The 25,792-nt window shown below is 69.2% G+C and carries 25 protein-coding genes and 1 tRNA gene; 20 read left to right on the forward strand and 6 right to left on the reverse strand.

Annotation, left to right across the window (positions count from 1 at the left end; genetic code table 11):
• Positions 1-69: 69 nt before the first annotated feature.
• From ACQP2E_RS03655 to ACQP2E_RS03705, 11 genes are all read left to right on the forward strand, one after another.
• Entirely contained in the window at positions 70-801 is a 732-nt protein-coding gene (locus ACQP2E_RS03655) for an LppU/SCO3897 family protein (RefSeq protein ID WP_433828461.1), read from the forward strand.
• A gap of 99 nt (positions 802-900) precedes the next feature.
• On the forward strand, positions 901-1,653 hold the full coding sequence (locus ACQP2E_RS03660) for a uracil-DNA glycosylase (RefSeq protein WP_433828462.1): 753 nt from the start codon (positions 901-903) through the stop codon (positions 1,651-1,653).
• Positions 1,654-1,700: 47 nt separating this feature from the next.
• The gene (locus tag ACQP2E_RS03665) at positions 1,701-2,402 is read left to right on the forward strand and encodes a DUF4129 domain-containing protein (RefSeq protein ID WP_433828463.1); all 702 of its coding nucleotides are present in this window, start codon (positions 1,701-1,703) and stop codon (positions 2,400-2,402) included.
• On the forward strand, positions 2,399-2,977 hold the full coding sequence (locus ACQP2E_RS03670; RefSeq protein WP_433828464.1) for a hypothetical protein: 579 nt from the start codon (positions 2,399-2,401) through the stop codon (positions 2,975-2,977). The genes ACQP2E_RS03665 and ACQP2E_RS03670 overlap by 4 nt, the downstream gene beginning before the upstream one ends.
• A 7-nt stretch (positions 2,978-2,984) precedes the next feature.
• A complete protein-coding gene (locus ACQP2E_RS03675) occupies positions 2,985-3,980 on the forward strand; it encodes an AAA family ATPase (RefSeq protein WP_433828465.1) in 996 nt (331 codons plus the stop codon).
• Positions 3,973-5,280 (forward strand): DUF58 domain-containing protein, encoded by a 1,308-nt coding sequence (locus ACQP2E_RS03680; protein WP_433828466.1) that lies wholly within the window; start codon positions 3,973-3,975, stop codon positions 5,278-5,280. The genes ACQP2E_RS03675 and ACQP2E_RS03680 overlap by 8 nt, the downstream gene beginning before the upstream one ends.
• A 1-nt stretch (position 5,281) precedes the next feature.
• On the forward strand, positions 5,282-5,845 hold the full coding sequence (locus tag ACQP2E_RS03685; RefSeq protein WP_433828467.1) for a hypothetical protein: 564 nt from the start codon (positions 5,282-5,284) through the stop codon (positions 5,843-5,845).
• Between the two features lie 87 nt (positions 5,846-5,932).
• Entirely contained in the window at positions 5,933-7,288 is a 1,356-nt protein-coding gene (locus tag ACQP2E_RS03690) for an NAD(P)/FAD-dependent oxidoreductase (RefSeq protein WP_433828468.1), read from the forward strand.
• A gap of 48 nt (positions 7,289-7,336) precedes the next feature.
• A tRNA-Leu gene (locus tag ACQP2E_RS03695) sits at positions 7,337-7,419 on the forward strand.
• 197 nt (positions 7,420-7,616) lie between these two features.
• Positions 7,617-8,459 carry a Bax inhibitor-1/YccA family protein gene (locus tag ACQP2E_RS03700; RefSeq protein ID WP_433828469.1) on the forward strand — a complete coding sequence of 281 codons (843 nt, stop codon included), beginning with the start codon at positions 7,617-7,619 and terminating at the stop codon, positions 8,457-8,459.
• Positions 8,460-8,947: 488 nt separating this feature from the next.
• On the forward strand, positions 8,948-9,262 hold the full coding sequence (locus ACQP2E_RS03705; protein WP_433828470.1) for a hypothetical protein: 315 nt from the start codon (positions 8,948-8,950) through the stop codon (positions 9,260-9,262).
• Between the two features lie 199 nt (positions 9,263-9,461).
• Here ACQP2E_RS03705 and ACQP2E_RS03710 read toward each other — a convergent pair whose 3' ends face one another.
• From ACQP2E_RS03710 to ACQP2E_RS03730, 5 genes are all read right to left on the reverse strand, one after another.
• Positions 9,462-9,962 carry a GNAT family N-acetyltransferase gene (locus ACQP2E_RS03710; protein WP_433828471.1) on the reverse strand — a complete coding sequence of 167 codons (501 nt, stop codon included), beginning with the start codon at positions 9,960-9,962 and terminating at the stop codon, positions 9,462-9,464.
• Positions 9,963-10,103: 141 nt separating this feature from the next.
• A complete protein-coding gene (locus ACQP2E_RS03715) occupies positions 10,104-12,740 on the reverse strand; it encodes a helix-turn-helix transcriptional regulator (RefSeq protein WP_433828472.1) in 2,637 nt (878 codons plus the stop codon).
• Positions 12,741-12,911: 171 nt separating this feature from the next.
• Positions 12,912-14,150, reverse strand: a complete 1,239-nt coding sequence (locus ACQP2E_RS03720; protein WP_433828473.1) for an acetyl-CoA C-acetyltransferase — start codon at positions 14,148-14,150, stop codon at positions 12,912-12,914.
• A gap of 46 nt (positions 14,151-14,196) precedes the next feature.
• Positions 14,197-14,985 (reverse strand): SGNH/GDSL hydrolase family protein, encoded by a 789-nt coding sequence (locus ACQP2E_RS03725; protein WP_433828474.1) that lies wholly within the window; start codon positions 14,983-14,985, stop codon positions 14,197-14,199.
• A 16-nt stretch (positions 14,986-15,001) separates the two neighbouring features.
• A complete protein-coding gene (locus ACQP2E_RS03730; RefSeq protein WP_433828475.1) occupies positions 15,002-16,033 on the reverse strand; it encodes an SGNH/GDSL hydrolase family protein in 1,032 nt (343 codons plus the stop codon).
• A 146-nt stretch (positions 16,034-16,179) separates the two neighbouring features.
• Here ACQP2E_RS03730 and ACQP2E_RS03735 point away from each other — a divergent pair, with 146 nt between their 5' ends.
• The 4 genes from ACQP2E_RS03735 to ACQP2E_RS03750 all read left to right on the forward strand — a co-directional run bounded on the left by ACQP2E_RS03735 (position 16,180) and on the right by ACQP2E_RS03750 (position 20,816).
• The gene (locus ACQP2E_RS03735; RefSeq protein WP_433828476.1) at positions 16,180-16,524 is read left to right on the forward strand and encodes a YkvA family protein; all 345 of its coding nucleotides are present in this window, start codon (positions 16,180-16,182) and stop codon (positions 16,522-16,524) included.
• A 3-nt stretch (positions 16,525-16,527) separates the two neighbouring features.
• Positions 16,528-17,886, forward strand: coding sequence for a cystathionine beta-synthase (locus ACQP2E_RS03740; protein WP_433828477.1), 1,359 nt, complete (start codon positions 16,528-16,530; stop codon positions 17,884-17,886).
• A gap of 1,660 nt (positions 17,887-19,546) precedes the next feature.
• Entirely contained in the window at positions 19,547-19,840 is a 294-nt protein-coding gene (locus ACQP2E_RS03745) for a hypothetical protein (protein WP_433828478.1), read from the forward strand.
• A gap of 649 nt (positions 19,841-20,489) precedes the next feature.
• A complete protein-coding gene (locus ACQP2E_RS03750) occupies positions 20,490-20,816 on the forward strand; it encodes a hypothetical protein (protein WP_433828479.1) in 327 nt (108 codons plus the stop codon).
• Between the two features lie 4 nt (positions 20,817-20,820).
• Here the strand turns inward: ACQP2E_RS03750 and ACQP2E_RS03755 are convergent, their stop codons facing one another.
• Positions 20,821-21,006, reverse strand: a complete 186-nt coding sequence (locus ACQP2E_RS03755) for a hypothetical protein (protein ID WP_433828480.1) — start codon at positions 21,004-21,006, stop codon at positions 20,821-20,823.
• 91 nt (positions 21,007-21,097) lie between these two features.
• Between ACQP2E_RS03755 and ACQP2E_RS03760 the strand changes: the two genes are divergently transcribed.
• The 5 genes from ACQP2E_RS03760 to ACQP2E_RS03780 all read left to right on the forward strand — a co-directional run bounded on the left by ACQP2E_RS03760 (position 21,098) and on the right by ACQP2E_RS03780 (position 25,666).
• Positions 21,098-22,531 (forward strand): CHAD domain-containing protein, encoded by a 1,434-nt coding sequence (locus ACQP2E_RS03760; protein WP_433828481.1) that lies wholly within the window; start codon positions 21,098-21,100, stop codon positions 22,529-22,531.
• A gap of 80 nt (positions 22,532-22,611) precedes the next feature.
• Positions 22,612-23,529: a polyphosphate kinase 2 gene (gene ppk2 / locus ACQP2E_RS03765; RefSeq protein WP_433828482.1), complete on the forward strand. Its 918-nt coding sequence runs from the start codon at positions 22,612-22,614 to the stop codon at positions 23,527-23,529.
• Between the two features lie 287 nt (positions 23,530-23,816).
• Entirely contained in the window at positions 23,817-24,725 is a 909-nt protein-coding gene (locus ACQP2E_RS03770; protein WP_433828483.1) for a ribonuclease Z, read from the forward strand.
• A gap of 24 nt (positions 24,726-24,749) precedes the next feature.
• The gene (locus ACQP2E_RS03775; RefSeq protein ID WP_433828484.1) at positions 24,750-25,253 is read left to right on the forward strand and encodes an N-acetyltransferase family protein; all 504 of its coding nucleotides are present in this window, start codon (positions 24,750-24,752) and stop codon (positions 25,251-25,253) included.
• Positions 25,254-25,354: 101 nt separating this feature from the next.
• Positions 25,355-25,666 (forward strand): hypothetical protein, encoded by a 312-nt coding sequence (locus ACQP2E_RS03780; protein ID WP_433828485.1) that lies wholly within the window; start codon positions 25,355-25,357, stop codon positions 25,664-25,666.
• The last annotated feature ends 126 nt before the right edge of the window (positions 25,667-25,792 follow it).

Consider the following 25,792-nt stretch of genomic DNA (forward strand, 5'->3'; position numbering starts at 1 on the left):
CCCTGCGGCGGTCGCTATCCTCGCGTGCCGACGGCCGATTTTCGGCCGTGCCCCCGAGAGGAAGACCCCATGACAGACCCGGTTGTGCCGACCCCGCCCGGTGGCGGCTACCCGTCCGCTCCCGGGGGCGGTTACCCGCAGCAGGGCTACCCGCAGCAGGGTGGCACGCCCGGCTACCCGCAGCAGGGCTACCCGCAGCAGGGTGGCACGCCCGGCTACCCCCAGCAGGGCTACCCCCAGCAGGGCTACCCGCAGCAGGGCGGCTACCAGCAGCCGGCCGCCCCCGGCTACCCCCAGCAGCCCCAGCAGGGCGGTTACCCCCAGCAGGGCGGTTACCCCCAGGAGCCGCAGCAGGGTGGCTATGCGCAGGGCTTCGCGGGCAAGGCCGAGGGTGACGCCCCTGCCTTCCCGCCCGCGCCCGAGCAGAAGCCGGAAAAGAAGAAGGGCAAGAAGGCGCTCGGCATCATCGGCGCCATCGTGATCTTCGTGATCATCGCGGTGATCAAGGGCGGCCTCGGCGCGCTGTTGAAGAAGGACCCGACCGCCGAGGCGAAGGCCGGCGACTGCATCTCGGTCGCCGACAACCTCGGTGAGCAGGCCACCGACGTCAAGGCCAAGGTCGTCGAGTGCTCCGCGTCGGATGCGAAGTTCACCGTCCTCGGCCGGGTCGACAAGGTCACCGACGTGAACAGCACGGCGTGCGACGCCACCTTCAACGAGAAGCTGGCCGAGGGCGGCGAGGGCGCGATCATCGCCAGCGAAGAGGGCGACGGCTACCTGCTCTGCCTGAAAGCGAACTGAAACAACCGGAAACACTCTGAAACACCCGGAAATCACGGTACGACGCGGAAGCGCCGACCCGGGTACACGACGATCACCGGCGAATGCTGTGCTGATCCGATGCTCCCGTCCGGCGCTTCCGCGCGTACCCCAGAGGCCGTTGTCGCCAAGGCGGCCTCGGCCGCCTCACTCAGCGTGCTTGACGCGGAGATCGCGGATTGTTTCGCCTGTCCGCGATTGGTCACCTGGCGCACGGACATCGCATCGACAAAGCGTGCCTCTTTCCGGGATCAGGAGTACTGGGGACGGCCGGTGCCCGGGTTCGGGCCGGAGGGTGCCGAGATCGCGATCCTCGGTCTCGCGCCGGCCGCGCACGGTGGCAACCGGACCGGGCGGATCTTCACCGGCGACCGCTCTGGCGACGTACTTTTCGCCGCGCTGCATCGCGCCGGCCTCGCGAATCAGCCGACAAGCGTCTCGATCGACGACGGCCTCGAGCTGAGCAACACGCGGATCTTCGCGGCGGTCCGCTGTGCGCCGCCGGACAACAAACCGACACCCGAAGAGCGCGACACTTGCGCGCCCTGGCTTCGGCGAGAGCTGGAATTGATCAGACCCACCCTGCGGGTGGTCGTCGCTCTGGGTGCCTTCGCTTGGGCTGCGTGGTGGCCGGCCCTCATTGATGTGTACGGCTTGAGGCCGCCCGTTCCGCGTCCGAAATTCGGGCACGGGGCCGAGGTCGGGCTGGCCGGCGCGCCCGACCTGATCGGGTGTTTCCACGTGAGTCAGCAGAACACCTTCACCGGGAGGCTGACACCCGTGATGCTGGACGAGGTGTTCGCCCGTGCGAAGGCTCGTGCGGGCCTGGCATGATTCGAGCTCTGACGACCATCCCCGAGTCACGGATCTGAGCCCCCCGCATGGACCTCGCCGCACTGCGCCGATGGTGGCCGCTGGCCGCCGTCGTCACACTGCTCTTCGTGATCTCGCTGGCTGCGACGCGTTCCTCGCCGCAGCTGGACCACATCACTCCGGAAGCGACACCGACCACGACGGCGCCACCACTGCTGCCGCCCCGGACCGAGCCGGTGCCGGAGCCGAGCGCCGTCGACACCGCCGTGCCCGAAGCGGCCCGCAACCTGCCCGGTTGGGCAGGGCAAGCAGCTCTCGTGGTGCTCGCCTTCGTGGTGATCTGCATGGTCGTGCTGCTCTCCTGGGCGCTTGTGCACGACTTCCTGCGGCGCCGTGGCCGGCGCAGCGGAAAACTCGACCCCCGGAAGCGGCCACGTACCGCTGAGGATCTGGTGGCCGCGCTCGACGCCGGCCTGGAGGAGCTCTCCGACACCGACCGCGATCCGCGCCGCGCGGTGATCGCCTGCTGGGTGCGGTTGGAGGACGCGGCCGCCGCGGCCGGCACGCCCCGGCACCCGGGTGACAGTCCCACCGACCTGGTCGGCCGGCTGCTCGCCGAGCAGCGGGTGGACGCGGGCGTGCTCGCGGCGCTGCTGGAGGTCTACCGGGAGGCGCGATACGCCACGCACACGGTGGACGATCAGATGCGGCAGCAGGCCAGGTCCGCTCTGGAGCGTCTCCGCGCTGACCTGGGTGGGGTGACGGTGTGACGGACGGGAGTCTTGACGATCTCTTCGGGCCCGGACATCAACAGCAGCCCGTCGAGGAGGTCGCGCCGGTTGAGAAACGCCGTTCGCCGATCCCACGGCTGATCGGTGAGGCCGCGGTCCTGATCCTGGCCACCGTGGTGATCACCGCCGGTCTGCGAGCCGGCGGGGTGAGCATCCCGTTGCTGCTGCTCGTGTCCGCGCTGGTCGGGCTCCGCCTGGTGGTCTGGGCCGCGTCCGCGGTCGCGCCGCCACCCGCGCCGAAGCTGCGCTCGCGGATCGGGCGGGACGCGAAACCTGCCCCTGACGCGTTGCGTTCCTCGGTGAAACGGTGGGAGCGAAACCTGGAGCAGGCCCACTCGGACCCGGATCTGTATGCGCGTAACGTTCTGCCGGTGCTCGCGGAGCTCACCGACGAACGGCTGCGGTTGCGGCACGGCATCACCCGGGCCAGCGACCCGCGCCGCGCCCAGGAGTTGCTCGGCGAACCGCTGTGGACAGCGCTGGCCGATCCGGGCCGGCACGGCTTGCGGGCACGTGATGTCGATACTTTGCTAGACGCGTTGGAACGACTGTGAGAAAGGTGTGCCGGTGACGCAGGCTCTTCCCCCGTACGAGGTCGGGCGGCTATCCGGAGCGATCCTCGACGCGGTCGGCACCGTGGTGGTCGGCAAACGGGACTCGCTCGAGCTGGTGCTGGCCGGCATCCTCGCCGGCGGGCACGTCCTGCTGGAGGATCTGCCCGGTCTCGGCAAGACGCTTACCGCCCGCTGCTTCGCGCAGGCGCTCGGTCTTGACTTCCGCCGCCTGCAGTTCACACCGGACCTGCTGCCCGCCGACGTGACCGGCTCCTTCCTGTACGACCAGCGCAAGGGCGACTTCGCGTTCCGCGCCGGGCCGGTCTTCACGAACATGCTGCTGGCCGACGAGATCAACCGGACGCCGCCGAAGACCCAGTCCGCCCTGCTCGAAGCGATGCAGGAGAAACAGGTCTCGGTCGAGGGTGTCACCTACCGGCTGGACCCGCCGTTCCACGTGCTCGCGACCGCGAACCCGATCGAGTACGAAGGCACGTACCCCCTGCCCGAGGCGCAGCTGGACCGCTTCCTTCTCCGGGTGTCGTTCGGTTACCCGACCTCCGAGGAGGAGTGGGACGTGCTCCAGCGGCGGATGTCGCGCCGCCAGGAGGAAGCCGTCATCTCGCCGGTGGTGGACTCCCGCTCGCTGCAGGCCATGCAGGCCGCCCTGGAATCGGTCGCGGTCGAGGACTCGATCGGGCGGTACATCGTGGCGCTCACCTCGGCCACCCGCGAGCACGGCGCCGTACTCGTCGGCTCGTCACCTCGTGGCTCGCTCGCGCTGCTGCTGCTGGCCCGCGCACGCGCCGCGATGGCCGGCCGCGACTACGTGGTGCCGGAAGACGTGAAGGACGTGGCCGTACCGGCTCTGGCGCACCGGATCACGCTGCGCCCGGAGATGTGGCTGCGTCAGGTGAACCCGTCGTTCGTCGTCCAGGAGGTGCTCTCCGCCGTTCCGGCGCCGGCCAGCGGCGCGCTGCCCACCTACGCGCGGCATGACTGAACCCGTCGCCGGAGTGTGGGTGCCGACCCGGGCACTCGGGCGGACGGTGCTGCTCACCGGCCTGCTCCTGCTGCTCGGGGTGGCGCTCGGCCGCGTCGACCTGGTGCTGCTCGCGTCGCCGTTCGCGATCGGTGCCGCGATCAACCTGCACCGGCGGCCGAAAGCCGTGCCCGAGGTGACCATCACCGCTGACGTCGAGCACGTCGTCGAGGGCGGCAAGGTCGAGGCCGGGCTCACCGTGGCGAACCCGGACGTGATCGGTTACGACCTGGTGGTCGTCCGTACGCGTACCTCGCCGTGGCTACGCCTGCAGCACGCCGACCGGCCGTTCGCGCTGACCGTGCCGCAGGACGGCTGGGCCGCGATCGACCTGCCCGGCGAGGCCCTGCGCTGGGGCCGGCAGGACGTCGGACCGGCCGCCGCCCGGGCCGCGGCCTGCGGCGGCCTGCTCGCCTGCCGCCCGGTCGTCACCCCCGCACAGGGCGTACGCGTCTACCCGGTCACCGAGCCGTTCAACGCGACCGAGGCGATGCCGGCCGCTGCCGGTCTGGTCGGCGCGCACCGCTCCCGGCGGCCTGGTGAGGGTGGTGAGCTGGCCGGTGTACGCCAGTTCGCTCCCGGTGACCGGTTGCGCCGCATCGACTGGCGGGTCTCGCTGCGTACCCGTGATCTGCATGTGGCGTACACGCTGTCGGACCGCGACGCCGAGGTGCTGCTCCTGCTCGACGTTCTCGGCGAGGTCGGTCTGCCGGGCGTAGGCGGCGGCTCCTCGGTTCTGGACACCACGGTTCGCGCGGCCGCCGCTGTCGCGGAGCACTATCTGCACCGCGGCGACCGGGTCTCGCTGCTGGAGTACGGCTCCGGCGCGCGCCGGCTGCGCCCCGGCTCCGGCCGCCGCCAGTACCTGACCGTCCTGGAATGGCTGCTCGACGTACGCCCCAACCAGGCTGACGAGACCGAGCAGTACGAGAACCTCCTGGCCGCGCACCACGTCTCGTCGTCCGCGCTGGTCGTGGTGCTCAGCCCGCTGGTCGACCCGCGGGCCGCCGACATGCTGGCCCAGCTCACCCAGTCCGGCCGGTACACGGTCGCTGTCGACACCCTGCCGAAGGACGCCGCCCCGCCGGTCCGCAACCAGTGGACCCCGGCCGCGACCCGGCTGTGGCGGATCGAACGGGAGAACGTGCTCGGCCGTCTGCGCGAGCACGGTGTGCCGGTGGTGACGTGGGCCGGCGCCGGAAGCCTCGACCTGGTGCTGCGCGATGTGGCCCGGATGGCCTCCGCGCCGAGGGGACGCTGACATGCTGACCGGGATCACGGCCCGGGCCGGGCACCTTCGCAAGACGCTGAGCAGGGCTACTCCCGTACCCATCATGATCCGGGGTTCGGCGTTCCTGACCGGTCTGCTCGCGCTCGGTGTGGCCTGGCCGGCGCAGTTGCTCGCGAGCCGGTACTTCGTTCTGATCGCGCTGCTCGCGCTCTGGCCGGCGCTTGCGCCGGCCGGGCGCGGCGGCACTGCGGTGGCACTGACCGCGGTGGGTGGCTGGCTGCTGGACACGGCCGGTTTCGACTCCCGGATCGCGCTGTGGCGGGTGCTCGCGCTGGCCGCACTGCTTTATCTGGCTCATACGCTGACCGCGCTCGCCGCTGTTCTGCCCATCGACTCGATCGTCAATCTGGACGTGCCGGGGACCTGGCTGGGGCGTGCCGCAGTGGTCATTCTGATCTCGTCGGTGCTGATCGTCCTGGCCCTCGGTCTTACCGCCGACCTGGGCGGGAGTGCCTTCCAGCTGGCCACCCTCGTCGGGCTCGCCGGAGCGACGACTGTGACGATCCTCCTAGCACGTATGGCCCATCACGAGTGAAATCTGTTAGTTACGACACTTGACTTTCACCGTTGCGATCGTCACAGAACAACGCATGAAGTGCCTCTCACGCGCGAGAATAGGGGCGTGAATCCGCCGCGCATAGTCGTCGTTGGAGCAGGTCACGTCGGCCTTTACGCCGCCCTCCGCCTGTCCAAGAAGCTGAACCGGAACCAGGCCGAGATCGTCGTGATCGACCCTGTTCCGCACATGACTTACCAGCCGTTCCTGCCTGAGGCAGCGGCCGGTAACATTTCGCCGCGACACGCTGTGGTGCCGCTGCGCCGGGAGCTCAAGAAGTGCCGCATCGTTTCTGGTGAGGTCACGAAGCTCGAACACGCTCGCAAGACCGTCACGATCCAGCCGATCGACGGCCCCGCCTTCGAGATGGAATACGACCACATCATCGTGGCTCCGGGTTCCGTCTCCCGCACTCTGCCGATTCCCGGCCTGAGTGACATGGGCATCGGCCTGAAGACCATCGGCGAGGCCATCTACCTGCGTAACCACATCCTCGACCGCCTGGACGTCGCAGCCGTGACGCCGGACGAGGAAGTTCGTAAGGCCTCGCTCAACTTCGTCTTCGTCGGTGGTGGCTTCGCCGGCATCGAGGCACTCGCCGAGATGCAGGACGTCGTCGCCGAGGCACTGAAGTACTACCCCGAGCTGGACCCCAAAGAGGTCCACTTCATCCTGGTCGAGGCATCCAACCGGATCCTCCCCGAGGTGGGCCCCGAGATGGGCGCCTACACGGCTCGCCAGCTCTCCAAGCGGGGGATCGACCTGCGCCTGGAGACCTTCCTGAAGTCCTGCGTCGACGGGCAGATCGAGCTCTCCGACGGAGATTCGTTCCGCGCCGAGACCCTGGTCTGGACGGCCGGCGTCAAGCCGTCGCCGATGCTGGAGCAGACCGACCTTCCGCTCGGCCCGCGTGGGCACGTCAACTGCCTGCCCACCCTCCAGGTCGCCAGCATCGAGACCGGCGAGGTCCTCGAAGGCGCCTGGGCCGCGGGTGACTGCGCTCAGGTCCCCGACCTGACCAACCCGGGTGGCTGGTGCTCGCCGAGCGCTCAGCACGCGGTTCGGCAGGCCACCGTGCTCGCCGACAACATCCGCCAGGTCGTCCTGGGCGGCGCGCCGAAGGAATACCGCCACAAGCACGTCGGCGGTGTCGCGGGTCTCGGCATCAACAAGGGCGTCGCCCACGTGTACGGCATCAAGGTCAAGGGCTACCCGGCGTGGCTCATGCACCGCTTCTACCACGTGAGCCGGATCCCGTCGGTCAACCGCAAGGTGCGGGTGCTCGCCGACTGGGTGCTGGCCTTCCTTCTCAAGCGGGAGACCGTGGCCCTGGGCCAGCTCCACCACCCGCGTGAGGAGTTCGTCGAGGTGACCCCGCCGGTCACCCCGGCTGCCGACAAGGTTTCTTCCGGCACTCGCTGAGGCCGGTTCCACCATCCGGGCGGCACCAGATACGGTGTTCGCAGGTCCGCCCGGGTGGTGGAATGGCAGACACGGCCGCCTTAAAAGCGGCTGCCTCACAAGGCGTGCGGGTTCGAGACCCGCCCCGGGCACAGTAAAGGGATGCTCCAGGTGGAGCATCCCTTTCGTCGTTGTCACGACCGTCGTATCGTCATTTCCCGCTGGGAATCCGTATCTGACCTTGGGTTCTCAGACTGCTCACAGCGACCGCGGGCGCCGGTTCGGGCGTTGACCCCGTACCCTTGAACAACAGGCATGGTGCCCTGACCTCTAAGGGAGGCTGGAAACAGTGAAGACATCGAACCCGGTGCTCTCGCGCCTCGGCCAGGCGGCCGAGCGGGAGCGGTCGGCCGGGTACGGGCCCTACGGGCCGGCCGGTCAGCCGACGGGTTACGGTCAGCCGGGTTACGGCGAGCCCTACCCGACGGCGACAGGCTACCCCGCCTCTCCGCCTGCCGTTCGACCGATGACCATCGACGACGTCGTGGTCAAGACCGTCACACTGCTCGGACTCACCGGCATCTCCGCGGTCGTCGCGTGGAACGTCATTCCCGCCTCGGCGACGGGTGCCGCTTGGATCGGCGCCGCGCTTGTCGGCCTGGTGCTGGGTCTGGTCATCTCGTTCATGCGGGTCGCGAACCCGGCGCTCGTCATCGCGTACGCGGTGATCGAGGGCGTGTTCGTCGGCATGGTGAGCAAATACTTCCAGAACATCCTGGGTTACGACGGGATCGTCCTGCAGGCGGTGGTCGCCACATTCGGCGTCTTCTTCCTGATGGCGGTGCTCTACCGGGCCAGAGTCATCCGGGCCACGCCGAAATTCACCCGCGCCATCATCTCGATCATGGCCGGCCTCTTCGCGATGATGCTGATCAACTTCGTGCTGTCGCTCTTCGGCGTCAACACGGGCCTGCGTGACAACGGTGCCATCGGCATCATCTTCAGCATCGTCTGCATCGTGGTCGCGTCGCTGAGCTTCATTCTGAACTTCAACGAGATCGAGGAGGGCGTGCGGATGGGTCTTCCGCAGCGCTACTCCTGGACCGCCGCGTTCGGGATCCTGGTCGGCCTCGTCTGGCTCTACATCGAGATCCTGCGTCTGCTCAGTTTCCTGCAAGGCGGCGACGACTGACGGTTCGTCCGTCGTCCCCAGCAACGCCCGGCCCGCCTCCCCGCGGACCGGGCGTTGTCCCGTTCCCGGGCCCGAACTCCCCGGCCACCCCAAGCGTCGTCTCGTTCCCGGGCCCGAACTCCCCGGCCGCACCAAGCGTCGTCTTGTTCCTGGGCCTAACCCGCCGACGGCGCCGGGGCCGAACTCACCGGCCGCACCAACCGTCGTCTTGTTCCTGGGCCTAACCCGCCGGTGGCGCCGGGGCCGAACTCACCGGCCGCGCCGAGCGTCGTCCCGTCCCTGTCCCCGTCCCTAGCCCGCTGGCGGTGCCGGGCCGAACCGCCGGCGGTGCCGGGGCCGGGCGTTGTCCCGTTCCCGACTGGCTCAAGACGTCGGTGGCGCCGCGGCCGGGTGTTGGCCGCTCTGGAGCTTGACTCGCCCGGCCGTGCTGGGCTGGGTGTTGATGGCGCTCCGGGGGAGTGGGCGGCTTACCGGGTACCCTCTGGCGGGTGTCTGACTTCGCCGCGTCGATCGATCGCCTGCTCAACCAGGTACGTCACTGGGAGGAACGCCGCTGGTCACTGCCGGCCGGCGCGCTGGGCCAGACGCGAGCCCAGGCGGTCCGCGGCCTCGCCGAGCAACTGGCAGCGCTGGGCGCCGAGGCGGAAAAGACCCCGGCGCACGAGCTGCCCGTCGTCCACGACCTGATCCTGCCCGATCAGCTCCGAGTCCTGGCAAACGACATCCTGGCGGCAGGACCCCCACCCGAACTGCTGACCCGAGCAGCCAACGCAGTGCACGAAACCCGCCAAAACCTCAAATAGCTCGCATCCGAAGCGCCGCGCCCTGGCCACTCGCGCGCGCCTGGCCACTCGCGCGCGCCTGGCCGCCCGCGAGCGGCCGTGGAGTGCCGGAACCCGCTGAGATCTTGTGAGGTTGTGCCGCCGTGGCAGCCGAAAGCTCACAAGATCCGCTGGTCTTGGTCGGTGGCTACCGGGTTGGGTGGCTCCGGTGGGTTGGTGGTTAGTGGGGTAAGGGGAGGTTCAGGGCGGTCAGGCCGTTCACCTCTGTGAAGCCGGCTGCTGTGTACAGCTTCAGCGCCGGGCTGTTGTCGCTCTCGGTTCGCAGGGAGACGCGTAGGGCGCCTGCGGACTTCGCGCGATCCAGCACGTGGTTCAGCAGGGATTGGGCGACGCCCGCTCGGCGGGATTCCGGCTTTACGAACAGGTCCTGTACGAACCACAGCACGCCCAAGCGCAGCGACGCCGGCTGGATCGCGCTGGTGATAAAGCCGATGGGCCGAGCCCCGGACTGGGCCGCCCCGGACTGGGCCGCCCCGGACTGGGTCGCCGTGGACTGGGTCGCCACGGAGAGGGTCAGTCTGCCGGTGGTGAGCTGTTCCGAGAGCCAGTCGTGGGTTCGGGCAGGGGACGAAGGCTGGCCGTAATGCACCCGGTAGTCGTCGAAGAGTTCGGCGGCCGGCTTGAACGCGGCGTGGCCGGGGTTCACCTCAATGATCTCCACGCGCCAGATCCTATGAGGGCGGGCCGGTTACGAGCAGCCCGGAATGTCGGTTCGGCGCATGAGGTTCCTTTCGTTCATCGCCTGAGAACCGTACGAAAGCCGGGTTATCCGGCGGCATACGTCGGCTGACGTAAGTGCCGGTCAGAGACCCGCGATCCGGTCACGGAGCTGGCTGCGCGCCGTTACGCCCAGTTTCGGGAAGGCGTTGTAGAGGTGCGTCGACACGGTTCGCGGTGACAGGAACAGGGACGCGCCGATCTCGCGGTTCGTCATGCCGGCGGCGGCCAGCCGGACCACTTCGCGTTCCTGGCCGGTCAGCTCGGTCCACGCGGACGGCTGGGGAGCGGCCGTAGCGCCGCCGGCCGCGCGCAGCTCGGTGGCGGCCAGCTCCGCCCACGGGCGGGCGTCGAGACGTTCGAAGCCGGCAAGCGCGGCCTGCAGCTCAGTACGCGCATCGGTGGGCCGCTGCCGGCGACGAAGCCAGCCGCCGTACTCCAGGTGGGCCCGGGACAGCTCGAACGGCCACTGTGCGGCCCCGGCGGCGGTCGTCGCGAATCGGTGGAAGGGTTCCGCCTCGTCGCCGGCGAGCAGCGCACGGGACCGGGCTAGCTGGAGCCGGAGCCGGGGGCTCGCGGTGGACAGGCGGTCCGCGGCGAGGGCGACGACGGGCCGGAGCTCGTCGAGCAACCCGGCCCGGACACCGGTCGAGACGTAGTGCGCCAGCTCCCGGTACGAGATGTGCGTGTGCACCGGCTCGCCGCGCTCGTCGAAGAGTGACCGCAGCGCCTCCCAGGCGCCCTGGGCGTCACGTTCGGCAAAGGCCAGATATGAGCGGGTGACCTGGAGATTCCTCTCCACCGACGCGAACTCGCCGATCTCCAGGTCACGCAGAATCCGGTCGGCCATCTCCCGGGCGGCACCGGCCTGACCGCGCAGCGCGGCAACCCGGGCGCGCAGCTCCAGGCCGTGCTCGACGGCGTACGGGTGACGGCCCGCAGCGGCGATCTCGGTGAGCATCCGGCCGGCCTGGTCGCCCGCGTCGTAGTCGCCGACGTCGATGTGAACCTGGGCGATGGTCATCAGGGAGTTGACGGTTTTCGCCGGGGCGTCGGCCCGTCGCAGGTCGATCGAGCGGCCGAGCCGGGCCAGCGCCGCCCCGGACTCATCCAGGATCCAGGCCGCCGCGCCGAGCATCATCTCGTGCTCGGCCGTCATGCTGGCCGGGAAGTCCGGAACCGGGGCGGTCCGCACCAGCTCCACGATGTCGGCGGGCCGGGCCAGCGGGTCGACCAGGGCACGGACCCAGGCACGGCAGGCGACGGTGATCTCCGGGTAGGTGTCGGCCCGGTGGCCGGCCCTCTCGTACCGGTCCAGCCATTCGCGCAGCTCGTGTACGCCGGACCCGCTCCGGAAAGTGAGCACCGCCAGGGTCGTCAGCGATGCCCAGCCCCAGTGCTTGTCGTGATTGAGCAGTTGTTCAAGCGCCTCGCGGAGAGCCCGGCGTGCCTCGTGCTGCCGTGACGTCTGTGCCATGGCGTACGCCATTGTGTGGCTGGCGAGCGCCCGCGTCGACGGATCGTCGGCGCGGTCCCGGAGCGGCCGGGCCAGCTCGATGGCCCAGGCGAAGAGCCCGCCGGCCGACGCCGTCACGACCGCTTGCAGAGATCGCCTTTCCCGGTCCGTGCAATCGGGGCTGAGCTCGGCTGCTTTGACGTACGCCCCGGCCGCCTCGGTGTTCGCCCCACGCTGGTACGCCCGGGCGGCGATCTCCTCCAGCGCTGCGGCGACCTCCTCGTCCGCGACGATCGTGGCCTCGGCGAGGTGCCGGACCCGCCGCTCGGGGTCGTCCACCAGGGCCGCCGCGAGCCGCCGGTGCGCGCGGGTGCGTTCCTCGGTGGTGGCGATGGAGTGCGCGGCGGCACGGGCGAGGGGATGCCGGAACGAGACGGTACGCCCGGCGACCGACACCAGCCCGGCGATCTCGGCCGGGGCCAGCCGGGCGAGCAGCACGTCCGGCTCCTCGATCCGGCTGAGCACCCGCAGGTCGCCGTCGCCGGCGGCGGCCAGCAGCAACGTTTCCCTGGTCGGCGCGGGAAGCGCGGCCAGCCGCTGGGCGAAGGCCAGCTCGACACTTGACGGCAGCGTGTCGCCGGCCGCGGCCGCGCGGCCCAGTTCCAGCAGGGCAAGAGGATTGCCGGCGGCCGTTTCCAGGACCTTTGCCGAGGTGGCCCGGTCCAGGGTGAGTCCGGCCTCGCGCAGCAGCCGGTTGGCGTCCGGCTCACCGAGCGGGGAGAGACGTACGGCGGGGATGCGGGTGAGGTGTTCCGGGAGTTCGCCGTCGCGGGCGGCGGCCAGGATGGCGACGTCGAGGCCGGACAGCCGTCGCGCCAGGTAACCGATCACGGAGAGAGAGCTGTCGTCACCCCACTGGGCGTCGTCGACGATGAGCAGGGCCGGGCCGATCGATTCCAGCCAGGACAGAACGTCCAGGCGCAGGCGCAGCGGATCCGGCGGGTGCGACGCGGCAACCCGGTCCAGCAGGTCGGCGGGTCCACGTGCCGAGGAGATCAGGTCGGCCAGGAGTCCGAAAGGGATCTGCTGGTCACCGGGTGCGCAGGTCGCGGTGATGACAAGCCGGCGGTCGCCGGCGACGGCCGTGAGGATCGAGGTCTTGCCGGCGCCGGGCAGACCGACGACCACGGCGGCCGGGGTGCCGGCCGCGAGCAGCCGCCGGACCTCGCCGAGTTCACGGTCACGTCCGAGCAGGCTGGCGGGCACGGAGATCACCCTAGGTGACCACGAGCACTGATAGGAAAAGAGCGAGACCGATCACTCAGGCCGCCCGGTGCGGAGAGCGAAGCGAATCCGCACCGGGCCCTCGGCGGGAGCAGCGATCTGTACCCACCACCGAGATGCGACCTGAATTTGATCTTGAAAAACCGCCGGGGCCTAGAGACGCTCGATGACCAGCGCCATTCCCTGGCCGCCGCCGACACACATCGTCTCAAGGCCGATGGTCTTGTCGTGGAAGTCGAGGGAGTTGAGCAGGGTGCCGGTGATGCGGGCGCCGGTCATGCCGAAGGGGTGACCGACAGCGATCGCGCCGCCGTTGACGTTGAGCTTGTCCAGCGGGATGCCGAGATCCTTGTACGACGGGATGACCTGGGCTGCGAACGCCTCGTTGATCTCGAAGAGGTCGACGTCGCCGACAGTGAGGCCGGCGCGCTTGAGGGCCTGCTTGGACGCCTCGACCGGGCCGAGGCCCATGATCTCCGGGGAGAGCGCGGTGACGCCGGTGGAGAGGATCCGTGCGAGCGGGGTGATGCCGAGCTCGCGAGCCTTCGTGTCGCTCATGATCACGAGCGCGGCGGCGCCGTCGTTGAGCGGGCAGCAGTTGCCGGCGGTGACTCGGCCGTCGGGCCGGAAGACCGGCTTGAGCTGCGAGACCGCGTCGATGGTGACGCCGGCGCGGGGACCGTCGTCCTTCGACACGACGGTGCCGTCAGGCAGGGTGACCGGGGTGATCTCGCGGTCCCAGAAGCCGTTGGCGATGGCCTTCTCGGCGAGGTTCTGGCTGCGGACGCCGAACTCGTCCATCTCCTCGCGGGTGACGTTCTTGATCTGCGCGAGGTTCTCGGCGGTGTAACCCATGCCGATGTAGATGTCCGGAACCGCGCCGTCCTCACGCGGGTCGTGCCAGGTCTGTCCGCTGGCGGCGGAGCCCTTCGTGCGCGCCTGGGCGTCCGCGAAGTACGGGTTCTCCCAGGGGCCGACTACTTTTTGGAGCTCGGACGGCAGCCCGTCGGAGGAGCCGCGCGCGAAACGGGACACCGTCTCGACGCCGGCCGAGATGAAGATGTCGCCCTCGCCGGCCTTGATCGCGTGGAACGCCATCCGGGTGGTCTGCAGCGAGGACGAGCAGTAACGGGTGATCGTGGCGCCCGGCAGGCCGTCAAGGCCCAGCTTGGTGGCGACCACGCGGCCCATGTTGAAGCCCTGTTCGCCGCCGGGGAGACCGCAGCCGAGATAGAGATCCTCGATCAGCGTGCGGTCCAGCTGCGGCACCTTGTTCAGTGCGGCGTCGACGATCGTGGTGGCGAGATCGTCGGGTCGCAGATCCTTCAGAGAGCCCTTGTGGGCGCGGCCGATGGGGGAGCGGGCAGTGGCAACGATGACAGCTTCCGGCATGCCGGTCAGTTTACTCGCCGGTAACATGGTCGGAAGTGCGAATTTGTCACACGCCGGTCATCGCGGCTTTGGACACTGCTGGGAACAGCGCGTGCGCCCACACCCGATAGCCGTCGGCGGACGGGTGAAAGCCGTCGTAACAGAGTGTCCCCGAGTCGGCCCGGAACACCGTGCCGGTCTCGACGGCCAGGTCGACCACCGTGCCACCGGCCTCGGTCACCGCGCGGGCCTGCGATTTCGCCATCCGGCGGCCGAACAGCCCGGCGATCTGCCGCAGCGGCGGCGCGATCGAGCGGACCGCGCCCAGGTCCGGGCAGGTGCCGACGACGACCTGCACGCCGGCCGAGCGGAGACGCCGCACGGCCTGGCCCAGGTGGATCGCGGCGTCCTCGGGAGCGCGGCCGGTCGTCGCGTCGTACGCCCCGATCAGCACGACAGCCACGTCCGGCCGGTCGTGCAGCAGCGCCCGGGCCACCTGGGTGGCGAGATCGCTGGACCGTGAACCGGCCACGCCGACGCTACTGAGCAGCACGTGCCGCGGACCGGACTCCGGTGTGCCGTCAGCAAGCAGGCGCGCCAGCTGGCCGCCGACCGTGTCGGAGAGCCACTCCACGCCGACTCCGACCGCGGCCGAGTCGCCGAGCAGCACCAGACGCAGCGGAGGCGCGGTCGCCGGACCCATCGAGGTACGCAGGGCCAGGCCCATCGTGGGCTTGGCGTAACGGCGGGCTTTGGCCGCGAGCAGCTCACCGGCGATCAGGGCAGCGCCGCCCACCGCGCCGGCCAACAGGCTCGTGGCCGCGGCCTTGCCTATTTGTCTTGGCAGACCAGCCATGTCACGCCTCCCTGCATCAGCCGACTTGATGATCCTCTGGCGTATACCCTACGGCGGGAACCGGGTTGACCGTGCCCGCCCTCGAACCGAACCAGTGGCGTGGCTCGCCGAACCACGGGTGCCGCCGCAGCTGCGCCCACCGCCCGGCCGGGCTGACCTCGGTGCCCGGCGCCCGGACCGCGGCATCCGCGGCCTCGGGCAGTGTCCGCACGCTCTCCGCGACCGGAGTCCGCGCGTCCTCGCCGAGGGCGGCCATCACCGTCGGCATCATCACGGCCGCAGCTCGGGCGTACCCCTCAGCGGACGGGTGGAAACGGTCTGAGCTATACATCCGCACCGGGTCCGCTTCGAACATCGGGCCGAGCAGGTTGCCGATCGAGACGGTCCGGCCGCCTTCGCGTACCACCGCGATGGTTTGCGCGGCGGCGAGCTGACGGCTCCAGCGCCGGGCCAGCCAGCGCAGCGGCGGCTTGATCGGCTTGATGGCGCCGATGTCCGGGCAGGTGCCGACGACGACCTTGCAGCCGGCGTCGCGCAGCCGGCGCACCGCGTCACCCAGATGGCGGACGGCGGAGTCGCGGGCCGACGCGTGTGTCACGTCGTTCCCGCCGATCATGATGACCGCGAGCTCCGGTTCGTATTCGAGGGCGGCGTCCACCTGGTACGGCAGACCTGACGACATCGAGCCGACGACGGCCAGCCGATGCAGCCGCACCGGGCGGTGCAGGCGGCGGGAGACACCTGTCGCGAACAGGGCGCCGGGGGTCTCCCGGGGCCGGTGCACGCCGTAGCCGGCCGCCGACGAGTCGCCGAGGATCACCAGGTTCAGCGGTTTGCCGCCGAACTTCGCGCCGTACACGCCGTCGCCGCGTGGCGGGGGCGCCTCGGCCATCGGGATGATCCGGCGGGCTTCGGCGGCCTGACGCATCAGCAGGCCGGCGGAGACGGCGGTGAGACCGGCGAGCATGCCGGTCAGCTGCCCGGCGATCCGGCCGGCCAGTTTGATCCGCCGCCAGTCCTCGGCGGTGAGGAAATTGATCGAACTCATGGTTTCCCTCGCTTGTGGCTCTAAGGGAAGGCATCGTGTTGGGCCAAGATCGGCACCGAAAGTGGGTACTTGAGGCTAACTCGCGATGGCGAGAGGCAATCATGGCGTGCCCAAGTCATGCTGGAGTGGCGGAGAGGGGAACAAAGATGGCCAAGACGTTGAAACGTGCGGCGGCGTTCACTGCGCTCGCTCGTGCGCTGACCGCTGGCGCCCGCGGCGGACCTTCGGTCGGTCAGCGGCTCGGCGCGCTGCCCCGGATGCTCGGGGCGGTACGCCGAGGCGAGTACGACGGTGGCATGCGGCTGGCGCTGATGGCGGCTGCGACGGTCTATGTGGTGTCGCCGATCGACGCCGTTCCGGAGGCGTTCGTCTTCCTGTTCGGGCTGATCGACGACGCTGTCGCGGTCACCTGGCTCGCCGGCGCCGTGCTCGCCGAGACGGACCGCTTCCTGGAGTGGGAGCGGACCAACCCGCGCGTGGTCGTAAAGTGAACTGTGCGCTATTACGACAATGTCGTCGAGATCATCGGTAACACTCCGCTGGTCCGGCTGAACAGCGTGACCGAAGGCATCAGCGCCACCGTGCTGGCCAAGGTCGAGTACTTGAACCCCGGCGGCTCGGTCAAGGACCGGATCGCGCTGCGGATGGTGGAGGACGCCGAGAAGGCGGGCCTCCTCAAACCCGGCGGCACGATCGTGGAACCGACCAGTGGCAACACCGGAGTCGGGCTGGCCCTCGTGGCACAGCTCCGGGGTTACAAGTGCGTCTTCGTCTGCCCCGACAAGGTCAGCGAGGACAAGCAGAACGTCCTGCGGGCGTACGGCGCCGAAGTGGTGGTCTGCCCGACCGCCGTGGCACCGGAGGACCCGCGTTCCTACTACAACGTGTCCGACCAGCTGACCCGGGATATTCCCGGCGCCTGGAAACCGGATCAGTACAGCAACCCGGCGAACCCTCGCTCGCACTACGAGCAGACCGGGCCGGAGCTCTGGGAGCAGACCGGCGGCAAGATCACCCACTTCGTGGCGGGTGTCGGCACCGGTGGCACGATCACCGGCGTCGGGCGGTACCTCAAGGAGCAGGGCGACGTCCGCGTCGTCGGCGCCGACCCGGAAGGCTCCGTCTACTCCGGCGGGACCGGCCGGCCGTACCTCGTGGAGGGCGTCGGCGAGGACTTCTGGCCGAGCGCGTACGACACGAGCGTCACGGACGAGGTCATCGAGGTCAGCGACTCGGACTCGTTCGAGATGACCCGCCGGCTGGCTCGCGAGGAGGGCCTGCTCGTCGGCGGCTCCTGCGGCATGGCCGTGGTGGCGGCGCTCGAGGTGGCCCGCAAGGCCGGACCGGACGACGTGGTCGTGGTGCTGCTGCCGGACGGTGGCCGTGGCTACCTCTCGAAGATCTTCAACGACAAGTGGATGGCACGGTACGGCTTCCTGCACACGTCGTCGGCGTCGCCGACCGTTGCCGACGCCCTCGCCGGCAAGGGCGCCGAGATCCCGCCGCTGATCCACGTGCACCCGACCGAGACGGTCCGCGACGCGATCGACTACATGCGGGAGTACGGCGTTTCCCAGCTCCCCGTGCTGAAAGCCGAACCGCCCGTCGTGACCGGTGAGGTGGCCGGCTCGATCTCGGAAAAGGCGCTGCTCGACGCGCTCTTCACCGGCCAGGCCCACCTGCACGACACGATCGAACGCCACATGGGGGAGTCGCTGCCGATGATCGGCGGCGGCGAGCCGGTGGCCGAGGCGGTCGGGCTGCTGGAGAAATCCGACGCCGCGATGGTTCTGGTGGACGGCAAGCCGGCCGGCGTTCTCACCCGGCAGGACCTGCTGGCCCATCTGTCCTGATTGGTCTTTCCGCAGTCGCTGCGGGCCCTTTCTCCGGGCCCGTAGCGACTTTTTTGTGCCCTCCGGACATGGACCGTCACGGATAGTTGCCGCAATCGCACACACAGTCCGACCAGCAGATGGTCCGCTGCGGTTGTATGTGTCGTGACGGAGCTATGAACCACACCCGGACGAAGGGGCAGGGGATGGTCGACGTCGACGAGGCGGCGCCCGCCGAAATCGTGGACCGCCTGTTATGGCGGGACGCTCAACAGACGCTGGGGCGCCACATGGCGTCCACTGTGGATAACACATGCGTCTGGTGCGGCTGGCACTGGCCCTGCTCGGCACGCCGTCTTGCGGAACGCGCCGACGCCGCGGCCAGAAGGCCATGGCGCGAAGCGTGGACCCTGCGACACGACGTGAACAGCATGCGTACCCTGCCAGGCCGCGGACTCGAGGACAACGTCCCCGGTTCGCACCGCTATAGGAGGTAACCCGACAACTTGGACGTCGCCGAAAAAGCTTGACCGTCCCCCGGCAAGCAACGGCTTCCCGGCCCGGCCGACGTCAACCGGCGGTGACGCCGGGGCGCCCCGCCAGCGCTCCGGCATCCCGCACCCAAGCCCGCCCAATGAACCGGCTCGGAAGGATCAGCACGCCTCCGCTGATCCGCGCCTCCGGCCAGGCGCACCCGGTTCGGGCGGGGCGGTGGGCGGGAGCACGTGATCACAGGTTCCCCCGCATTCATAGGTCACGTGCTCCCGCACATTCTTCGGTTCATGCGCTTAGGTTCTTGATGCGCGCTTTGGTTCTTAAGGGGCGCTTCTTTGGACACATCCGACTTCTTTGGATACGCCCGATGTGGCCGGCCAACCGCAGCCGACGCCACCAGCGGTTTTCCAGACACCTGACGGCCCCTCCCGCCGGCGCACGCCACCGCCGGCCCCGGCGCCCCCTCACGGCCCACCCGTTCAACGCGGGGGGTGATGTGCTGCTCCGCGCGGGGTGTGCTGTGCTGGTCCGGGGCGGGGTGTGCTGTGCTGTGCCGCCCCTGCGGGTGTGCTGTGCCGCCCCTGCGGGTGTGCTGTGCCGCCCCTGCGGGTGTGCTGTGCCGCCCCTGCGGGTGTGCTGTGCCGCCCCTGCGGGTGTGCTGTGCCGCCCCTGCGGGTGTGCTGTGCCGCCCCTGCGGGTGTGCTGTGCCGCCCCTGCGGGTGTGCTGTGCCGCCCCCCGCCGTTCGCGCCGCACCGTGCCGTTCTACGCCGCACCGATCCGTAAGGCCCTGGTCGCCTGCCGCGCTCCGATCAGCTCTGCCCGCGATCTTGAGCGACTTTCAACCGTCCGGTGTGGAAGATCGCTCAAGATCACCGACGCCGGAACGCCGGAACGCCGGAACGCCGGAACGCCGGAACGTGTTGAATTTGGGTGCGTATCGGACCTGAAGTCGACACGGGCGGTCTGCGGTTTGCGGCTTGAGTTTGGGTGCGGATTGAACCCAAAGTCGACACGCTCTCTTTGGCTGCGACCGCTGCGACCGCTGCGACCGTTGTGAGCGCGTTGAGCGCGGCGCGCGCAACGCTTGGGATGGCGTGCACACCCCCGGCCAGGGTTGACCCGCGCGCCAGCCGAGGCTGAGTCGTCTCGAGGCGCCCCGGGCGGTAATCCAGCGCCAGGGTGAGATTGACCGCCGCTGCCGCCGCGACGGCGACCACCGCCGCTGCCGCCGCGACGGCGACCACCGCCGCTGCCGCCGCGACGGCGACCACCGCCGCCGCCGCCGCGACGGCGACCACCGCCGCCGCCGCCGCGACGGCGACCACCGCCGCTGCCGCCACGACGGCGACCACCGCCGCTGCCGCCACGACGGCGACCACCGCCGCTGCCGCCACGACGGCGACCACCGCTGCCGCCACGACGGCGACCACCGCCACCGCTACCGCCCTGCCGACCAGCTGGCCACGACGGCGGTGGTGAATTTCCCGGCCCTGAGTCATCGTCTGCTGGGCGAAGTCGCCGTCAGCGAAGAGCGGAGCGGCTCGCTCGTACGGAGGTTGTCCACGTCGCCGAAGTGTGAACACGTGCCGCCGAGACTCCGGCGCACGGAAGAGTCGCCCCGCGATGCTGAGCGCTCACACAACTGGTGTGTGGGCTCACATCTCGGCTATGGCGTGGATGAACCCGCACCGAACGGTTACGTGCGACCTCATCCACGCCGCGAGGGCCAGGCCGCGAGGGCCAGGCCGCGAGGGCCAGACCGCGAGGGCCACACCGCTCGGGCCAGACCGCGAGGGCTCCGATCATCAGGTCAAATGCGCCAGCGCGGCCATCCTCGAGACAGCGCCACCCCTTGTCACGAACAGTGAGGAACCGCCGCGGCCCGCCGACGCCAAATTTCCACACACCCCGCCAGCCCTTCACCCTCCGTGACAAGACCGGCGACAAAGGGCCCGCCCGAACCGCAATGAATTGAGGCGTACGAAATCGCTCAAGATCTAAGCGGGTTGGGCAGCGCCGGGCGCAAGCCCGAGCCCCACTTTTCACGCCACCGGTCGAAAAGAATCGACATATCCCGACATGCCGCACACACTCAGAACGAGCAGAGTGAGGAGTGCGGGAGGTCATCATGTCGCCCCGATTTCGCAACGAGGACGAGCGAGCCGCCTGGGAACTGGCCGAGTTCATGATCCAGCAGGCTCGGTCGATGATGCGCGAGGCCGAGAAGTCGCTGGAGAGCTGGAAACTCGGCAAGGAGATGAACCGGCAGCGCTGTGCGCGCCGTGGGATCAATCAGACCGATGCCGAGATCCGCTGGGCAGCTTCGTCGAGTGCGAAGAACGCGATCACCAACAACAATTTCCACGTGTCACTGGCAACGATGTATTACGGCGCGGCGACCGCGAATTACGCCCGAGCCGATTACCTGCGCAACCAGAGCGAAGCCAGGCGTTGACCACTCACTCGTCAGGTGAGTCGGGATTCTCGTGCTCCGCCACCGGCCCGGGCTGCGGTCGGGGCGAATCGGCCTGGGCCGGCGACGCGGGGATGGTGAGTGCCAGGCCGAGGACGGTGCCGGCACCGATCAGGCGCAGACCGGCGATGGACGCGGACAGTGAAACGGGGCGACGCTCGGGCTTCTCCATACAACACTCCCATCAAGCCGGATTTCCCACGATGACATTCGAACCTGAGACATGACTGTGTCAGGGGCCCGCAACGGGGCACCATTAACGCGTGGAGATCGCCACCGAGACCGAACGCAAGTACGACGTCCCTGCGACATTCGAACTTCCGGAGCTGGCCGGGTTGGCCGGCATCACCGGCGTGGACGGCACCGAGACACATGATCTCGACGCCACCTACTTCGACACCGAGGACCTCCGGTTGATGAGAAATCGCCGGACACTTCGACGCCGGGCCGGAGGCAACGACGCCGGCTGGCATCTGAAGACACCAGGGGACGGCGCCGGGCGTACCGAACACCGGATTTCCGGGCACGAGGGTGACGCCGTTCCGGACGAGCTCGTCAGCATCGTGCGCGGCCTCGTCCGCCGAGCGCCGCTGGCTCCGGTGTGCCGCCTGCGCACACACCGGGTGGAGACGCCGCTGCGTGACGGCGAGGGCCGTACCCTCGCGCTGATCGCGCAGGACCAGGTGCACGCCGAGTCCGAGGGCCGGGAAAGCGCCTGGCAGGAGATCGAGGTCGAGCTGGTCGACGGTGACGCCGCCGTCCTCGACGCCGTCGAGCAGGCCCTTCTCAAAGCTGGCGCCACCCCCGCCGAGGGCCCGTCCAAGGTCTCCCGAGCCCTGGCCGAGAGGCTGACCGAGGCCAAGGCGAAGACCAAGGTCAAAACCAAGGTCAACCCCGTCCTTCGGTACGCACGAGAGCAGCGCGACGCCATCCTTGAGTACGACCCACCGGCCCGCCGTGGCGACGCCGACGGTGTGCACAAGATGCGCGTGGCGACCAGGCGGCTCCGCAGCACGCTGAAGACGTACAAACGCTGGTTCCCTGAATCGGGCACCGGCGACGAGCTGCGCTGGCTTGCCGGCATGCTCGGCGCGGTCCGTGACCCGCAGGTGCTGGAGGGCAAGCTGCTCACCGGTGTCGAGGAGTCCGGCCCCGAGTTCGGGCCGGTCGCCCAGCGGATCCGCAACGCCCTGGAACATCGGGTGGCGCAGGGCCGTGACGAGCTGGCCGAGGCGCTCGAGTCGGACCGCTACCTGGCCCTGCTGGACGCGATAGACACCCTGGTCGACCACCCGCAGGCGGACGGCGGCAACCCGGCCGAGCGCACCCGCAAGATCCTGCGCAAGGCCGACGAGGAGCTGGACGCGGCCACCAGGAGTGGTGTCGACGAGGAGTTGCACGACGCCCGCAAGACCTACAAGCAGGCCCGGTACGCCGTCGAGGTGATCCAGCCGGAGCACGGAAATCCCGCGAAACAGCTGGTGAAGGCATTGACCGCCCTGCAGGACGGCCTGGGCGCGCACCAGGACTCCACGATCGCCCGCCAGGTCCTGCACGAGATCGGCCCGGACAGCTTTTACTTCGGTGTGCTGTACGGCCGGCAGGAACAAGTGGGTAAGGAGACCCTTCGGGAGGTGCCCGCGCTGGTGCGGGCGTCACGGCGCAAGAAGGTGCGGCGTTGGCTGGCGAAGACATGACCACAGATGTTCATCCGGAACACGTTGATCCCGACCAGGCCGGTCCCGAGCATGACGATCATGAGCATGCGGAGGAACCGATGACGCAGCCCTACGCGGGTCCGATCGCCGAACTGAGCGGTTACCGGGTGGTCGACGATGAGGACGACGACCCGCGTCTGATCAATGCGGACGGCACACCGATCGACACGTGGCGGGAGGATTACCCGTACGAAGAACGGTTGCCCCGCCTGGACTACGACCATGACAAGCGGCTGCTGCAGATCGAGCTGCTGAAGCTGCAGAACTGGTGCAAGGACACCGGCGAACGCCTGGTGATCCTCTTCGAGGGGCGGGACGCGGCCGGCAAGGGCGGCACCATCAAGCGCTTCATGGAGCACCTGAACCCGCGCGGCTCCCGGGTGGTGGCCCTGGAGAAGCCGAACGAGAAGGAAAGCACCCAGTGGTACTACCAGCGATACCTCAAGCACCTGCCGTCCGCCGGTGAGATCGTGCTCTTCGACCGGTCCTGGTACAACCGGGCCGGCGTCGAGCGGGTGATGGGTTTCTGCACCCGCGCCGAGTACCTCGAATTCATGCGGCAGACCCCGGAACTGGAGCGGATGCTCGTCCGGTCTGGGATCAACCTGGTGAAGTTCTGGTTCTCGGTGACCCAGGGCGAGCAGCGGACCCGGTTCGCGATCCGCCAGGTCGACCCGGTCCGCCAGTGGAAGCTCTCCCCGATGGACCTGCAGTCCCTGGACAAGTGGGACGACTACACCGAGGCGAAAGAGGCGATGTTCTTCTACACCGACACCGCCGACGCACCGTGGACCGTGGTGAAGAGCAACGACAAGAAGCGCGCCCGGGTCGCGGCGATGCGGCACGTGCTCAACCGTTTCGACTACACCGGCAAGGACGCGGACATCGTCGGCGTCCCGGACCCGGAGATCGTCGGACCCGCCTCGCTCGTGGTGGAGAGCACCGAGATGTCGCCTCGGGTATTCCCGCGCCTCTAGTGATTTAAAAGCGTTGGCGGCGGACGCCGACCTTGGTTAACGTGGCCGTACACGTGAAGGGAGGTGGTCCGAAGTTGCATAGCATCGGGACTCGTGAGGTGGCTGTCCGCTAGCCGCTGTCCTCGACAGCTTCGTCTTGAGAACGTCGAGACCGTGTGGCAGCGGCCCGGCGAGTAACAGACAGCCATCCGACCCCCGGGGATCCGGCCTTGTCCGACCGGACCACGTTCGTTCGCGAGCGTGGAAGATCCCCCGGGGGTCGCCTAATTTCCGCCGGGGGTTCCGAGATGCGTGAGCTACTTGTGCTCGGGACCGCCAGCCAGGTGCCGACACGGCACCGCAACCACAACGGATACCTCCTGCGCTGGGACGACGAGGTGATCCTCTTCGACCCGGGCGAGGGCACCCAGAGGCAGATGCTGATGGCCGGCCAGGCCGTCACCCCGCTCAAACGGATCTGCGTCACGCACTTCCACGGCGATCACAGCCTCGGCCTGCCCGGCATTCTGCAGCGCATCTCGCTGGACCGGGTGCCGCATCCGGTCACGGTCCACTACCCGGCCGGCGGCCAGGATTTCTACGACCGGCTCCGGCACGCCACGAGTTATTGGGACAACGCCGAGATCGTGCCCTCACCGGTCTCTGCGCAGAGCGCCGCAGGCTTTGTCGCGGAGACCTCCGCGGGGCGCCTCACGGCGCTGCCACTCAGACATTCCATCGAGGCGTACGGGTATCGCCTGGCCGAACCCGACTCCCGGCGACTGCTACCCGCTCTGCTGGCCGAGCACGGCATCAGTGGCCCGGCGGTCGGCGAGCTCCAGCGCACCGGCCGGCTGGGCGAGGTCACGCTGGAACAGGTCAGCACGGTCCGGCCCGGGCAGAGCTTCGCCTTCATCATGGACACCGGCCTGTGCGACAACGTCTACGCACTGGCCGAGGACGTGGACATGCTGGTGATCGAGTCCACGTTCCTGGCCGAGGACGCCACGATGGCGGCCCAGGTCGGCCACCTGACGGCGGGGCAAGCGGCTTCGGTGGCCCGCGAGGCACGCGTACGAAAGCTGGTTCTGACGCATTTTTCGCAGCGTTACCAGGACTGGACCCGGTTCCTGGACGAGGCCCGCAAGGAGTTCGACGGCCCGATCGTGATCGCCGAGGACCTGCTACGCATACCGGTTCCGCCGCGCCGGTGGTGAGCCGGCCGGGCTACGGTCGGCAGCATGACCGCGTCTCTGCGCCCGGCGACCGAAGCTGACCAGCCCGCCGTCGGCGCGCTGCACCATCGTTCCCGGGCAGCCGCCTACGCCGACCTGGTCGACCCCGCCTCGTTCGAGGCGCGCGGCCCGCAGATGATGTCCGACTATTGGGTGGAGCGTTACCGCTGGGAGCAGGACACCCACCGGATGACGGTGGCCGAGGAGAACGGCTCCCTGATCGGCTTCAGCTACGTGGGCCCGAGCGAGACCGAGGGCGCGGCCGAGCTATATGCGATCCACCTGGACCCGTCGAGGGTGGGCACGGGCGCTGGCCGCCTGCTGATGATCCAGGCCCTGACCGACTTGAAGTCCTTCGGCGAGAAGCGGGCCGTCCTGTGGGTCCTGGAGGGCAACGAGGTGGCGAAACGCTTCTACGAACGAGGCGGCTGGAGTCCCGACGGGGCGTCCCGAGCCGACACGGTAAACGACCACCCGGTGACCCACCTGCGCTACTCCCACCCCCTCTGACCCCGTCTGTCGCCCCAGACGCAGCCAAGCAGGCGGGGGCCGCTCCGCTGAGGGTGGGCCCCCGTCCGGGCTCCCGGTGATCTGCCTTGCCAGGAGTCACCGTGCGGGCGCTCCGCAACCTCCTGGCGCATGTTCCCGTCGAGACGGCCGCAGTGGCGCTGAGCGAAGAGTTTCCCTGGCTCGGACTGCTGCCGGCCGACGCGGTGGCGCAGTTCGTCACTGAATTCATTAAGGCAGCGAGGATATCGGCTGATTTGGGGCAATGGTCGGTGCTGGCCGAGATGCTGCGTGGGTGGAAGTCGACGGCCATGGTCTATGCCGATCCGGAGCTTCTGCGCCAGCTGAGTGGCCCGTTGGACGAGGACCTGGGTCCGGTGCCTGCTCCCGTGGATGGCAACGCTGATGCCCGCTAAGCGAGGCGATCGGGTGGCGCCGCCGGGGTGACGGCCGGCGGCCGAATCTGGTACTGCCCAGATGCGGACCGCCGGATCGTCTGGATTGTCGCAGCCGGTCCGTCCCACCCGAAGCTGACCGAGTGA

Origin of the sequence: Actinoplanes sp. CA-015351 (assembly GCF_050955685.1) — a bacterium.
GTDB lineage: Bacteria > Actinomycetota > Actinomycetes > Mycobacteriales > Micromonosporaceae > Actinoplanes.